17 protein-coding genes are annotated in these 12,709 nt (G+C 62.5%); 15 read left to right on the forward strand and 2 right to left on the reverse strand.

Translation table 11 applies throughout. The features are described from left to right. Positions 1 to 80 precede the first annotated feature (80 nt). The 3 genes from GWK36_RS04890 to kdsB all read left to right on the forward strand — a co-directional run bounded on the left by GWK36_RS04890 (position 81) and on the right by kdsB (position 2,867). Positions 81 to 1,001 carry a LysR family transcriptional regulator gene (locus GWK36_RS04890; protein ID WP_166270194.1) on the forward strand — a complete coding sequence of 307 codons (921 nt, stop codon included), beginning with the start codon at positions 81 to 83 and terminating at the stop codon, positions 999 to 1,001. A 69-nt stretch (positions 1,002 to 1,070) separates the two neighbouring features. Continuing rightward, the gene (lpxK, locus tag GWK36_RS04895) at positions 1,071 to 2,084 is read left to right on the forward strand and encodes a tetraacyldisaccharide 4'-kinase (RefSeq protein WP_343033145.1); all 1,014 of its coding nucleotides are present in this window, start codon (positions 1,071 to 1,073) and stop codon (positions 2,082 to 2,084) included. 6 nt (positions 2,085 to 2,090) lie between these two features. Next, positions 2,091 to 2,867, forward strand: coding sequence for a 3-deoxy-manno-octulosonate cytidylyltransferase (gene kdsB / locus GWK36_RS04900; protein WP_166270195.1), 777 nt, complete (start codon positions 2,091 to 2,093; stop codon positions 2,865 to 2,867). A 128-nt stretch (positions 2,868 to 2,995) separates the two neighbouring features. Here kdsB and GWK36_RS04905 read toward each other — a convergent pair whose 3' ends face one another. Next, entirely contained in the window at positions 2,996 to 3,889 is an 894-nt protein-coding gene (locus tag GWK36_RS04905) for an alpha/beta fold hydrolase (RefSeq protein ID WP_166270196.1), read from the reverse strand. Positions 3,890 to 4,081: 192 nt separating this feature from the next. Beyond that, positions 4,082 to 4,459 carry a hypothetical protein gene (locus GWK36_RS04910; RefSeq protein WP_210756862.1) on the reverse strand — a complete coding sequence of 126 codons (378 nt, stop codon included), beginning with the start codon at positions 4,457 to 4,459 and terminating at the stop codon, positions 4,082 to 4,084. Positions 4,460 to 4,691: 232 nt separating this feature from the next. On the opposite strand from GWK36_RS04910, the gene glyA reads away from it, so the two are divergent. The 12 genes from glyA (at position 4,692) to GWK36_RS04970 (ending at position 12,671) form a co-directional block, all read left to right on the forward strand. Continuing rightward, on the forward strand, positions 4,692 to 5,948 hold the full coding sequence (gene glyA / locus GWK36_RS04915) for a serine hydroxymethyltransferase (RefSeq protein WP_166270198.1): 1,257 nt from the start codon (positions 4,692 to 4,694) through the stop codon (positions 5,946 to 5,948). Positions 5,949 to 6,015: 67 nt separating this feature from the next. Beyond that, complete coding sequence (nrdR, locus tag GWK36_RS04920) at positions 6,016 to 6,528, forward strand: transcriptional regulator NrdR (RefSeq protein ID WP_166270199.1); 513 nt, start codon at positions 6,016 to 6,018, stop codon at positions 6,526 to 6,528. Further along, on the forward strand, positions 6,515 to 7,666 hold the full coding sequence (ribD, locus tag GWK36_RS04925; protein WP_246237691.1) for a bifunctional diaminohydroxyphosphoribosylaminopyrimidine deaminase/5-amino-6-(5-phosphoribosylamino)uracil reductase RibD: 1,152 nt from the start codon (positions 6,515 to 6,517) through the stop codon (positions 7,664 to 7,666). Before nrdR ends, ribD begins: the two co-directional genes overlap by 14 nt. Before the next feature lie 15 nt (positions 7,667 to 7,681). Further along, the gene (locus GWK36_RS04930; RefSeq protein ID WP_166270200.1) at positions 7,682 to 7,825 is read left to right on the forward strand and encodes a hypothetical protein; all 144 of its coding nucleotides are present in this window, start codon (positions 7,682 to 7,684) and stop codon (positions 7,823 to 7,825) included. An 8-nt stretch (positions 7,826 to 7,833) separates the two neighbouring features. After that, positions 7,834 to 7,971 (forward strand): response regulator transcription factor, encoded by a 138-nt coding sequence (locus GWK36_RS16010; RefSeq protein WP_425482790.1) that lies wholly within the window; start codon positions 7,834 to 7,836, stop codon positions 7,969 to 7,971. 185 nt (positions 7,972 to 8,156) lie between these two features. Continuing rightward, positions 8,157 to 8,360: a hypothetical protein gene (locus GWK36_RS04940; protein ID WP_166270201.1), complete on the forward strand. Its 204-nt coding sequence runs from the start codon at positions 8,157 to 8,159 to the stop codon at positions 8,358 to 8,360. A 32-nt stretch (positions 8,361 to 8,392) separates the two neighbouring features. Beyond that, positions 8,393 to 9,049 carry a riboflavin synthase gene (locus GWK36_RS04945; protein WP_166270202.1) on the forward strand — a complete coding sequence of 219 codons (657 nt, stop codon included), beginning with the start codon at positions 8,393 to 8,395 and terminating at the stop codon, positions 9,047 to 9,049. Between the two features lie 37 nt (positions 9,050 to 9,086). Further along, a complete protein-coding gene (ribBA, locus tag GWK36_RS04950) occupies positions 9,087 to 10,211 on the forward strand; it encodes a bifunctional 3,4-dihydroxy-2-butanone-4-phosphate synthase/GTP cyclohydrolase II (RefSeq protein WP_166270203.1) in 1,125 nt (374 codons plus the stop codon). 43 nt (positions 10,212 to 10,254) lie between these two features. Continuing rightward, the gene (ribH, locus tag GWK36_RS04955; RefSeq protein WP_166270204.1) at positions 10,255 to 10,737 is read left to right on the forward strand and encodes a 6,7-dimethyl-8-ribityllumazine synthase; all 483 of its coding nucleotides are present in this window, start codon (positions 10,255 to 10,257) and stop codon (positions 10,735 to 10,737) included. Next, positions 10,734 to 11,258 carry a transcription antitermination factor NusB gene (gene nusB, locus GWK36_RS04960; protein WP_166270205.1) on the forward strand — a complete coding sequence of 175 codons (525 nt, stop codon included), beginning with the start codon at positions 10,734 to 10,736 and terminating at the stop codon, positions 11,256 to 11,258. The genes ribH and nusB overlap by 4 nt, the downstream gene beginning before the upstream one ends. 7 nt (positions 11,259 to 11,265) lie before the next feature. Then, on the forward strand, positions 11,266 to 12,231 hold the full coding sequence (gene thiL, locus GWK36_RS04965) for a thiamine-phosphate kinase (protein ID WP_166270206.1): 966 nt from the start codon (positions 11,266 to 11,268) through the stop codon (positions 12,229 to 12,231). A 74-nt stretch (positions 12,232 to 12,305) separates the two neighbouring features. Continuing rightward, positions 12,306 to 12,671, forward strand: a complete 366-nt coding sequence (locus GWK36_RS04970) for an IS3 family transposase (RefSeq protein WP_166270207.1) — start codon at positions 12,306 to 12,308, stop codon at positions 12,669 to 12,671. Positions 12,672 to 12,709 lie beyond the last annotated feature (38 nt).

Genomic DNA, 12,709 nt, shown 5'->3' on the forward strand with positions numbered 1-12,709 from the left:
AAGTTTGACTTGCGGCATTGTTGATGGCCATCCTTGATGTTGTAAATCGCTGTTTTTGCATCCTTTCATGAATCGCCTTCATGTCGATTGAGCTGCGTCACCTGCGCCTGATCTCGACCCTGTCCGAGACCGGCTCGCTGACCCAGGCGGGGCAGCGGCTGCATCTCACCCAGTCAGCGCTATCGCATCAGCTCAAGGGCCTCGAAGATTTGGTGGGACAGGTGCTCTTCGAGCGCAAGACCCGACCCCTGCGCTTGACCGCCGCGGGCGAGCGCCTATTGCGCTTGGCCGAGGAGGTCTTGCCGCGGGTGGAGCGCGCCGAGTCTGACCTCAGGCATCTGGCCGTGGGTCAGGCCGGTCGGCTGTTGATCGTGCTCGAGTGCCATAGCTGTTTCGACTGGCTGCTGCCCGCCATGGATGCCTATCGCCCGGCCTGGCCGGAGGTCGAACTGGACCTGGGCCTAAGCTTTGCTGCCATCAAGCGGCTGGTGGCAGGGGATGCAGATCTGGTGATCACCTCTGACCCCAGCGAGGGAGAGGATCTGCGCTTTGTCCCCTTGTTTCGTTTCGAGATCCTGCTGGCGATGTCCCCTGATCATCCACTGGCCTGCCGTCCGTTCATCTCCCCCCAGGATCTTGCCACCGAGACTCTGCTGACCTATCCGGTGAGCCCCTTGCGCCTGGATGTCATGCGCGCCTTTTTGCTGCCGGCGCGAGTCGAACCCGCTGCCATCCGCACCGCCGAGCTCTCGTTGATGCTCATCGAGCTGGTCAGGAGCCGCAGGGGGGTAGCGGCCCTGCCGAGCTGGGTGCTGGTGCAGGCTGTGGCCTCGGGCAAGATCGCGGCCCGTCCCCTAGGCACGCATGGCCTGTGGTCAACCCTGTATGCCTCTACCCGCGCCGATCCACCCGCCTATGTCTCGGCCTTTATCGAGACCGCAGCCCAGACCGCATCGAGCATCCTGCCCGATGTCGTACCCTGTCTAGAGCGATCCCCTTGATCTGCGGCAAGGTTGCGTCAAACAGGGATGGAGGGTGTGCATTACGCACCCTCCAACTGGGGGTGAAGGGTGGGTGAAGACGCCCCAGGGAAGACCCAGCCGATGCGCCTGGTCGATGGACTCTGGTACGGACGCCATCCGCTCATCTGGCCTCTGATGCCCCTGAGTTGGGGATATACGGCAATCGCGCGACTGCGGCGGTTCGCCTATCGGCGGGGCTGGTTTGAGGTGCAGCGCCTGCCGGTGCCGGTGATCGTGGTCGGCAATCTCACAGTCGGGGGTACGGGTAAGACGCCCTTGGTCTTGTGGATCGTCGAACGCCTAAAGGCGCTTGGCGTAAGGCCCGTCATCATTGCCCGCGGCTATGGCGGGCGCGCCCGAGACTGGCCGCAGGTGGTCGGACCCGACTCCGACCCCTTCGAGTTCGGCGATGAGCCAGTCTTGTTGGCGCAGCGCTCGGGCTGTTTGGTCGTTGCCGGTCCGGATCGCGTCGCCGCCGCCTGGCTGGCGCTCCAACTCGGCGATGGCGATGTCTTGGTGAGCGACGATGGCCTCCAGCACTATCGGCTTGGGCGCGATCTCGAGATCGCCCTGATCGATGGCAAACGGGGTCTCGGCAACGGGCGCTGTCTGCCCGCGGGCCCCTTGCGCGAACCCCCTGAGCGACTCAAGGACATCGACTGGGTGATCTATAAGGGCGGGACGGGTCCGGACTGTCGGATGCGGCTTGAGGCCGGCGAGCTGATCAATCTGCTCGACCCGATAAGGCGCTCTGATCTATCTGCCTTGCGCGGGCGACGGGTGCGGGCGGTCGCAGGGATCGGCAACCCAGAGGCCTTTTTCGCCCAATTGACCGCGGCGGGGATGATCATCGAATCCTGGCCTTATCCGGATCATTACCCCTTTTCTGCGGCAGATGGGCGGCGCTGGCAGGGCCTGCCGGTGATCATGACCGAGAAGGACGCCGTCAAGTGCCGCCCTTTTGCCCACCCTGACTGGTGGGCGCTACCGGTGAATGCGGTCCTTGATCCTGATTGCGAACAGGGGCTTCTCGCCCAGTTGCGGGCTCTATTGCACAGGTAAAAACCCATGTCCGTCACGTTTAAGGTCATCATCCCCACCCGCTTCGGCTCGACCCGGCTGCCGGGCAAACCCCTGCTGCCGGTCGCCGGCAGACCCCTGCTCGCCCATGTGATCGATCGCGCCCGTCAGAGCCGGGCCGAGGAGATCCTGGTTGCGACCGATGACCAAAGGATCATGTCACTGTGCGCTGAGCTAGGGGTAGTGGCCGAGCTCACCGACCCTAATCATCGCAGCGGTACCGACCGCATCGCCGAGGTGTGCGCGCGCCGCGGTCTCGACGATGAGACTTTGATCGTTAACCTCCAGGGGGATGAGCCCTGTATGCCGCCTGAACTGATCGATCAGGTCGCCGAGGAACTCGCCAGCCGGCCTGGGGTCGGCATGGCGACCCTGGCCTATCCCCTGACCGAGCGCGCCGCCCTCTTCGATCCGCATCGGGTCAAGGTCGTCGCCGATATCCATGGCCGGGCACTCTATTTTTCGCGCGCGCCGATCCCCTGGCATCGCGAGGGGTTTGGCGAGACCGCAGCCGTCGAGCTATCGCCGGGGTTCGGGTTTTGGGGGCATCTGGGGCTATATGCCTATCGGGTAGGTTTTTTGCGGCGCTTTGTCGCACTCGCGCCTGCGCCGCTCGAGCTTGCCGAGTCGCTCGAACAACTGCGGGCGCTCTGGCATGGCCTGCCGATCCAGGTCGGCTACGCCCGCGCCCTCCCCGGGCCTGGGGTCGATACACCGGATGATCTCAGAAGGGCTGAGGTGTGGCTGGAGCTAGGGAAGCTCTGAAAAACCCGTGACTGTCATTCCGGCAAAGGCCAGAATCCAGAAAACTCAGTGAGATACGGAGGTGCCGGATATGTTGCTGCGTATGACTCAGTGCTTCTCTAGGGGTGGTTAGGCAAGTCTAGGGGTGGCTAGGCAAGTCGGGAGATGAAATCGCGGATGGCCGCAAGCACCGCCGTGGGTTGCTCCTCATGCGGCAGGTGTCCGGACTCGGGGATAACGCAAAGCTTTGCCCCGGCGATCGCCTGGGCCAGGCGCAGGCTCTCCTCGGGTTTGACTGCGCGGTCGTGCTCGCCAGTGATGACCAAGGTAGGGAGGCGCAGATCGGGCAGGCGTTGATCGAGAGCGAGCTTACGCGTTGCCAAGAAGAGCTCGAAAAAGGCCTCCCGCCAGGCCCCCTGCATGAACTCGGACTTGAGTTGCGCGATCCGTTCATCGCTCAACCGCTCTGGGCGATACCAGAACCGGCGCATCGCCTTGGCAAACAGCCGGTCGATCAAAACCCCCATGAGCCAGCTGAAGACCGGCTTGATGGCCGCCATGAATCCACGCACCGCCGCCGGCACCTCGCTGGTCGCATAGCCGCTATAGACCATGGCATCGATCAGGACCAGGCCCGAGACCCGCTCGGGCTGGGCGAGCGCGGTGAGCAGGGCGAGCGTCCCGCCGGTCGAATTGCCGACGAGCAGTGCGCGTTTAAACCCCAGCTCAGGGATAAGCTCGGCCACCAGCCTTGCTTGTGCCTCGGCGCTATAGAGCGCCATGCCGGATCGTCCAGGTCCGGGCAGGGGACGATCGCTGGCACCGAATCCCGGGCGGTCGAAGGCCACCACCGTCCCCAGCTCGGCGAGCGGCCCCATGACCTCTGACCAGGAGTCGAGGTTCAGGAAGCTTCCGTGGATCAGCAGGATCAGGGGCCCGCCCGTGCCTAGGCGCCGGTAATGGATACGGATGCCGTTGATCTCGATGAAGCGGCTTTGGGGATCGCCGGCTGGGGGGGACGGGGGGATGCTGTGCTTCAGCATAAAGGCCCTTTTCAGCGAGAGGTTGCCCTAAATCAAGACCCCTTAACCTGCCTCGTCACCCTGACGCAAAATGCTGAACCATCCATGCGCTGGATCCCCGCTTAGGCGGGACTGACCGAGGCGGCTCATCGATATGCACAGGTCTTTAAAAGATGGTTGCCGGCAGGGTGCGCAGTGCGCACCCTTCAGGGATCAACGATAGGCCTGAGCGCGGGCAATGCAGTTGTTGTAATACATGTCATAGACCTGTTGCAGGTCTTGCGTAGCCCCTTGGCTGAGCGCAGCGCCCGTGGCTGCCCCTGCGAGGGCGCCGGGTCCAGCAAGGTCATGCGACCTCGGTCGCCCGGGGGGACCGCCAGGTGCTGCCGGCGGCCTTGGGGGGCCAGAGACGCGGGCCTGGTTGCCGATCACTGCGCCCGCGATGGCGCCGATGGCGGTGAAGGCGACCTCCTTGTTGACGTTCTCTTGTTTGGCTCGCTCGGTGGCCTGATAGGCCTCTTGGCGGCAGCGATCATCGACCTCCAGCGAGACCCCGCCGCGCCCGATCTTGGCAGGATAGGTCGGCATCATGGGTGTCGTCTGCATGCTGGAACAGCCGGCGAGTACAACGAGTCCAAGCGCGGCAAGCTGTGGGTGCCTTAGCGACCTGTGTGTTTTTGTCATGCGGGTTCCCCAATGAATTGAATCGCATTTAAATTTAACACGGCGATTTGATTTAACACGGCGGTTTGACGAAGAGATGACGACGACGCCGTCAAAGGCCGTTATACTAAGCTACTTTTCGGTCATGCAAGCAAACATCATGTTCGATCTGACACGCACACTCAGCGACTATGACCCCGAGGTCTGGGCGGCCATCCAGGACGAGGAGCGCCGTCAGGAGGAGCATATCGAACTCATCGCCTCGGAGAACTATACCAGCCCGCGCGTCATGCAGGCACAGGGTAGCGTCCTCACCAATAAATATGCCGAGGGCTATCCGGGCAAGCGCTATTACGGTGGCTGCGAGCATGTCGATGTCGTCGAACAGTTCGCTATTGAGCGCGCCAAGCAGCTTTTTGCGGCCGATTATGCCAATGTCCAGCCGCATTCGGGCTCTCAGGCCAATGCCGCGGTCTATATGGCCTTATGCGAACCGGGCGACCCCATCCTCGGCATGAGCCTGGCGCACGGCGGACACCTGACGCACGGCGCCAAGCCCAATTTCTCGGGCAGGCTCTATCGCGCCGTCCAGTATGGGCTCAACCCCCAGACCGGCGAGATCGATTATGAGGAGGTCGAGCGCCTGGCGCATGAGCACCGCCCGCGGCTGATCGTCGCCGGATTCTCGGCCTATTCGCGGATCGTCGATTGGCAGCGATTTCGCGCCATTGCCGATGCGGTGGGTGCCTATCTCCTGGTCGATATGGCCCATGTCGCGGGGCTAGTGGCGGCAGGTCTGTATCCCAATCCAGTGCCGATCGCCGATGTCACCACCACCACCACCCACAAGACCCTGCGCGGGCCGCGAGGGGGGTTGATCCTCGCACGCGCCAACCCGGAGATCGAGAAGCGCCTCAATGCCTTGGTCTTTCCCGGGACCCAGGGCGGGCCCTTGATGCATGTGATCGCCGCTAAGGCGGTGGCCTTCAAGGAGGCGATGGAGCCTGAGTTTCGGACCTATCAGGCCCAGGTGATCGCCAATGCGCGGGCGATGGCTGAGGTCTTTATGGCGCGGGGTTATGAGGTGGTTTCAGGAGGGACTGACGATCACCTATTCTTGGTGAGCTTTATCCCCCAGGGCCTGACCGGCAAGGAAGTCGATGCCTGGTTGGGCGCAGCCAATATCACGGTCAACAAGAACGCGGTGCCCAATGACCCCCAGTCGCCGTTCGTGACCAGCGGGATTCGCATCGGCACCCCAGCCATCTCCACCCGCGGCTTCGGTCTTGAGGAGTCGCGCCGACTCGCCCACTGGATATGCGACATCATCGATGCCCGCGGCGATGGTGCTGTCATCGCCGAGGTCAAGGGGCAGGTCCTTGAGCTGTGCCGGCGCTTTCCTGTCTATCAGCGCTAAGAGCGGACGAGTGGAGGTCTAGACACCGCGGTTTCAGGCCCGCTTGTGATCCTTCGGGGAGGAGGCCATGCGCTGTCCATTCTGCGGTGCCCCGGATACCAAGGTCACCGACTCGCGGTTGGCAGGTGAGGGGGATCAGGTACGCCGGCGGCGTAAGTGTGAGGTCTGCAGCGAGCGGTTTACCACCTATGAGACGGTCGAGCTCAATCTCCCGCGGGTCATCAAACGCGATGGCAGCCGCGTCCTCTTCGAGCTCAACAAAGTGCGCTCGGGCATGATGCGCGCCTTGGAGAAGCGTCCGGTGAGCACCGAGCAAGTCGATCAGGCGCTCGCACGCATCCAGCGTCAGGTCATCGAGCGCGGCGAGGACGAGGTGCCATCGCTGTGGATCGGCGAACTGGTAATGGATGAGCTGCGACAGCTCGATCAGGTCGCCTATGTGCGCTTTGCCTCGGTGTATCGTCACTTTGAGGACGTGGCGGCATTTCGCGAGGAGATCGAGCGTCTCGAGCGCCAGCTGCGCAAATCGGCGCCGCAGCTCGATCTGTTCGAGAGGGTCAAGCCAGATGACGACCGCTAGCGGATCGCCTGATTGTTTGCCGGATTCGGCACGCGCTCGCCTGTATATGGCGCGCGCCATCCGCCTTGCCGAACGCGGGCGCTATACCACTGACCCCAATCCGCGTGTCGGCTGTGTCCTAGTGCGCGAAGGCATGATCGTGGGCGAGGGTTGGCACCAGCGGGCGGGCGGGCCGCATGCCGAGATCCTTGCCCTGGCCGCTGCGGGTGAGCAGGCGCGCGGCGCTACGGCCTATGTCACCCTAGAGCCCTGCGCCCATCATGGACGCACCCCACCTTGTACCCAGGCCCTGATCGCCGCGCAGGTGGGGCGCGTGGTCTGCGCCATGATCGACCCCGACCCGCGCGTTGCCGGCCGGGGCATCGCCGAACTGCGACAGGCGGGGATCGCGGTCGAGGTCGGTTGTCTTGAGACCGAGGCGCGCGCGCTCAATCCGGGTTTTATCAAACGCCATACCCAAGGGCGTCCCTATGTGCGCTGTAAGCTGGCAGCCAGCCTCGATGGGCGCACCGCCTTGGCGACCGGCGAGAGCCGCTGGATCAGCAGCGCGTCATCCAGACGCGACGTCCAGCGTTGGCGGGCCGCAAGCTCGGCCATCGTGACCGGGGTGGGGACCGTCCTCGGTGACGATCCCAGGCTCAATGTCCGGCTGAGCGCAACCGAGCTCGGCCTAGAGACCGATGAGCCCGTGCGCCAGCCGCTGCGGGTGGTGGTCGATAGCTATTGGCGCACCCCCCCAGGTGCCCGTCTGCTGAACCTGCCAGGTCAGGTCCTGATTGCCGGCATCGGGCCTAAAGGACCAAGCGCGGCGGCGCTCAAGGCCGCGGGTGCTGAGCTGATCCAACTACCCGAGCGCGCGGGGCGGGTGGACCTCATCGCTCTAATGGAGGAACTTGCGCGACGCGGGGTCAACGAGGTCATGCTGGAGGCCGGCGCGACCCTCTCAGGGGCGGCAGTATGTGCGGGTCTGGTCGATGAGATCCTGCTCTATCAGGCCCCTTGTCTCATGGGTCAGGCGGCGCGGGGACTCTTCGATCTGCCTGGGATCGACACCATGGCCGAGCGCGTGGCCTTAGAGATCCTCGAGGTCAGACAGGTCAGCGCAGATCTGCGTATTCGCGCCCGTCCGATCCTGTGAGCCCTAGGTGAGCGGATGATCAAAAAGCGCGATGCCTCGTCTTCGCCGCCCAATCCCGTGCAGACCCATCTGCGGCAGATGGCGGCGACCTGGATCCTGATCGGCGATGACTGGGTGGGCATGCGCAAGCTGATCGCCGCCGTCGTGCGCGAGCTCTGATCACCCTGATCGCTGAGGCGAGCAGCGGGCGCGAGGCGCTCGAACATCTCGCCCAGCATCCAGTCGATCTTCTGATCTGCGATTGGAACATGCCGGGGATGACAGGGCCGAGGTGTTGCAGGCCTTACGCGCCGATGCAGGGCTGAAGCGTCTTCCGTACCCATGGTCACTAAGAGGGTGTTGAACAGGGTGCAGGATGCCATCGCCACCGATGTGACAAGCTATGTGGTCAAGGCTTTTTTACCGACCACCTTCAGGTTTCATATCCGCAACTGTCTGCATAGACGCAAAAGATTGCACCAGACCATATCCATTCTTGATTAAGAAACACATGCTTTTGAAATTGAGTGAGCTATCCTGCAGCCCGGCACTGAACCCCAACGAGATGCTCAAGGCCACCATCACCGCGCAGGCGCCCTCCCGCGCCAAGGGCGATCTGAAGAAGGCGACCGTCAGCCACCTGCGCCGCCTTCTCAATTCCCCCCAACGCATCATGCGCTACTTCCAGCATCCCAAGCTCCATGATGCCGCGTAATACAAGTTCATTGGTTTCGGATCAATAAGTCGATGTTCACAGGTATTATCCAATCCGTTGGCCGGGTCCAGCGTCTAGAACCCCGAGGTGGGGATCTGCGTCTGTTCATCGATGCCGGCAAGCTCACACTCGCTGCCGTCCAGCTAGGGGACAGCATCGCGGTCAATGGGGTCTGCCTTACGGTTGTCTCGCTGACAGAGGGCGGTTTTAGCGCTGATGTCTCGCGCGAGACCCTGAACCTGACCACTTTGCGCGATCTGAATTTTGCCTCGCGCGTCAACCTCGAAAAGGCCCTGACCCTTTCGACCCCTTTGGGCGGCCATCTGGTCAGCGGTCATGTCGATGGGGTGGGGAAGGTCATAGAACGCCAGGCCGATGCTCGCTCCGTGCGTCTGCGCATCCAGGCCCCAGCCGAGCTTGCCCGCTATATTGCCCGCAAGGGTTCGATCGCGGTTGATGGGGTTAGCCTCACCGTCAATGCGGTCGAGGGCTCGGTCTTTGCGGTCAATATCGTCCCCCATACCCTTGATGAAACCATCATCGGCGACTATCGCCCGGGCACCCAGGTCAACATCGAGGTCGATCTGATCGCCCGCTATCTCGAGCGCCTGCTACTCGGCGAACAGGCCGCAGACCCCCAGGCAGAGGGGCTGACCCAAGCATTTTTGGCAAGACATGGGTTTATGTAAGGTGTGCATGGAGCACCGAGCAGATCAAAGGGGAACCATGAGCAGTACAGGTTTAAATAGCATCGAGGAGATCATCGAAGACCTGCGCGCCGGTAAGATGGTGATCATCATGGACGATGAGGACCGCGAGAACGAGGGCGACCTGCTCATGGCCGCCGATTGTGTCACCCCCGAGGCGATCAATTTCATGTCCAAATATGGGCGGGGTCTGATCTGCCTGACCCTGACCAAGGAGCATTGCGAGCGGCTGCGTCTGCCCTTGATGGTGAGCGACAATCGCGGCAATCATGGGACGGCCTTCACCGTCTCGATCGAGGCAGCGCGTGGGGTGACGACGGGGATCTCGGCGGCCGACCGCGCGACCACCATCCGCACCGCGGTCGCACCCAATGCCGGCCCACGCGATCTGGTGCAACCCGGTCATGTCTTTCCCCTCATGGCCCAACCGGGCGGGGTCTTGGTGCGCGCAGGTCATACCGAGGCCGGCTGCGACCTGGCGCGCTTAGCCGGCTTTACCCCTGCTGCGGTGATCGTCGAGATCCTGAATGAGGACGGCAGCATGGCGCGCCGTCCGGACCTCGAGGTCTTCGCCCGCACCCATGGGCTTAAGATCGGGACCATCGCCGACCTGATCCATTATCGGATGCACACCGAGAAGGCGGTGATGCGCCTGTGCGAGTGTGAGCTACCGACGGCCTATGCAACCTTTCATCTGATCGCCTATCGGGATAGCATCGACCATGAGATCCATCTCGCCCTGACCCTGGGCAAGATCGACCCCGAACGCCCCGCCTTGGTCCGCGTCCATCTGCAAAACACCCTCTGTGATCTGTTCGATACGGTCCATAACGCCTGTGGCTGGCCACTGCGCGATGTCATGCGCCAGATCGCTGAGGCAGGCGAGGGGGTGATCGTGGTGCTGCGCAACCGCGACCGACCCGATGACCTGCTGGCGCGGCTCAAAGACTTCCAGTTCCATGACAGCGACGATCAGGTCCCAGTCCGTAAGGACCGCAGCGAGCTGCGGACATTCGGCATCGGCGCCCAGATCCTCGCCGACCTCGGGGTGCGCAAGATGCGGGTGATGAGCGCGCCCAAGGCGATGCACGCCATCTCGGGGTTTGATCTCGAGATCGTGGAATATACGGGGAAGCGGTCTTAACGACCTAGATCAACCAGGATTGGCAAGAGGCACGCGAAAACCCATGACTATCCCCATCATTGAAGGCAAGCTGCACGCCGAAGGCGCACGTTTTTGTCTTGTCGTTTCGCGCTGGAACGGTTTTATCGTCGAGCACCTCGAACGCGGTGCGATTGATGCCCTGGTGCGCCACGGTGCACGTCCTGATGATCTCACCATCGTGCGCGTGCCTGGCGCTTTCGAGATGCCCGTGACCATCGAACGGCTCGCCGCGCGAAGTGGCTTTGATGCCATCATCGCCCTTGGCGCCGTCATCCGCGGCGGGACACCCCATTTCGAATATGTCGCCGGTGAGTGTGTCAAGGGCATTGCCCAAGTCAGTCTCAAATACGGCCTGCCGGTGGCCTTTGGGGTCCTGACCGTAGATACGATCGAGCAGGCGATCGAGCGCGCCGGCACCAAGGCCGGCAACAAGGGCGCCGAGGCGGCGCTCTCGGCCTTGGAGATGGTCAGCCTGTTTAAAGCGCTAAAGACTGTTGAGCCATGAGCAAGCCTGAACGTGAACGTCCGCATTTTGTCGGCCCGCGCAGCCAAGCACGGCGCTATGCCGCACTGGCCCTGTATCAGTGGTCCCTAACCGGCGATGATCCGATGACGATCCAGCGTCATCTGCTCGATGACCCCGATTGGCTCGATGCCATCGCCGCTTCACTCAGTGAGACCGGTGAGGAAGAGACTGCACTCAAGGACGGTGGGCGGTTCAATTTTGATCTCAAACTGCTTGAAGAACTCTTGCGCGGGGTACCGGCCCATCTCCAGGAGATCGATGCCCACCTCAAACGTTATCTGGATCGACCGATCGGCCAGGTCGATCCGGTTGAATTGGCGATCCTGAGGCTTGGCGCCTATGAGATCCTGTTTGTCGATAACATCCCCGACCGGGTGGCGATCAACGAAGCTGTCGAACTGACCAAGCTGCTCGGCGCCTATGATGGTCATAAATATGTCAATGGGGTACTCGACAAGATCGCCCGCCACAAAGACCAGGCAGCGAACGAGACCATTTGATCTAGCCTTGTCCGAATTCGAGCTGATTCGCCGTTATTTCTCCGACCTGGGGGCAGCGCGCGCCGATGTTTCACTCGGTGTGGGCGATGACTGCGCTTTGCTCTCGGTTCCGCCTGATCAGATGCTGGCCGTCAGCATCGATACCCTCAATGTCGGGGTACACTTTTTTCCCGACGTCGATCCCGCATCCCTGGGTCATAAGGCGCTCGCTGTAGGTTTGAGCGACCTGGCGGCGATGGGTGCAGAGCCGGTCTGGGCGACCCTGGCCCTGACGCTGCCAGACCTCGATCTGGACTGGGTGCATGCCTTCGCCTTGGGGTTTGGGTGCCTGGCCGATGTCTATGGCGTTCGTCTCGTCGGGGGCGACACGACCCGCGGTCCCTTGAGCGTGACGGTCCAGGTCCACGGCCTGGTCCCGCAGGATATGGCAATACGCCGCGCCGGGGCGCGTCCCGGAGATGCCATCTTTGTCAGTGGGACGCTGGGCGATTCAGCGCTTGCGCTACGTCTCAGACAGGACGGCAAGGAGATCCCTTCTGAGCTTCAACAGCGGCTCGATCTCCCCGAGCCGAGGGTGGCGCTGGGTCTGCATCTGCGCGGCATCGCCTCGGCGGCGATCGATCTCTCGGATGGTTTAGCCGGCGATCTCGGTCATATCCTGGAGGCATCAGGTGTGGGGGCTGAGCTTGAACTCAAGCACCTGCCGCTTTCGCCCCGGGTAGCAGAGGCAGTGGCTGAAAGTAGGGATTGGTCGTTGCCTCTACAGGGTGGCGACGATTATGAATTATGCGTCTGTGTGCCGCCGGATCGCATCGAGATGGTCGAGGTTTTAGCTACCACCCTTGGTGTGCCCTTGGCTAGGGTCGGTTGGATAAGATCCGCTCTAGGAATCGAGGCGCACCTACCCAACGGGGGGCGAAGCCTGATTGCAGCTCGCGGCTATGATCATTTTACCGCTATCCATCCTGGCTAAGCCCATTGCCCTGCCCGCAATTCTTTTGGACACGCAATTGGGGTAAATAGACGTGTGTGAAGAAGGAGCGGGAAATGCTGAATGAGAGTGAGGGTGGTGGGGTTGCGCTGGGTGCGCTGGAAGGGGCGCGTAGCGCGGCGGGCGAGGTCAAGCGCTGGTCGTCGGGGCGGAAGAAACAAGTCGTGCTGCGCCTGCTGTGGGGCGAATTGGTGGATGCCCTGTTGCGTGAGCTGGCGGTGCCGATATACCGGCTGGAGGAGTGGCGCGACCGGGCGCTGGCGGGGATCGATGCAGGGCTCAAGGAAGGCGAGAACGATCCGGTTGAGAAACAACGCGATGATGCCAACTGGCGCATTGGCGAGTTGGTGATGCAAGTCGAGATCCTGCGCAAGGAAAGGCAGGCGAAGCGTCCTTGGGTCGGCAGGAGGTCGTTGCGATGAGCCAGATGATCTCGCCGGGTACTGGAGTTCGCCCGCTC

Origin of the sequence: Caldichromatium japonicum, from assembly GCF_011290485.1 — a bacterium.
Classification (GTDB): Bacteria; Pseudomonadota; Gammaproteobacteria; order Chromatiales; family Chromatiaceae; genus Thermochromatium; species Thermochromatium japonicum.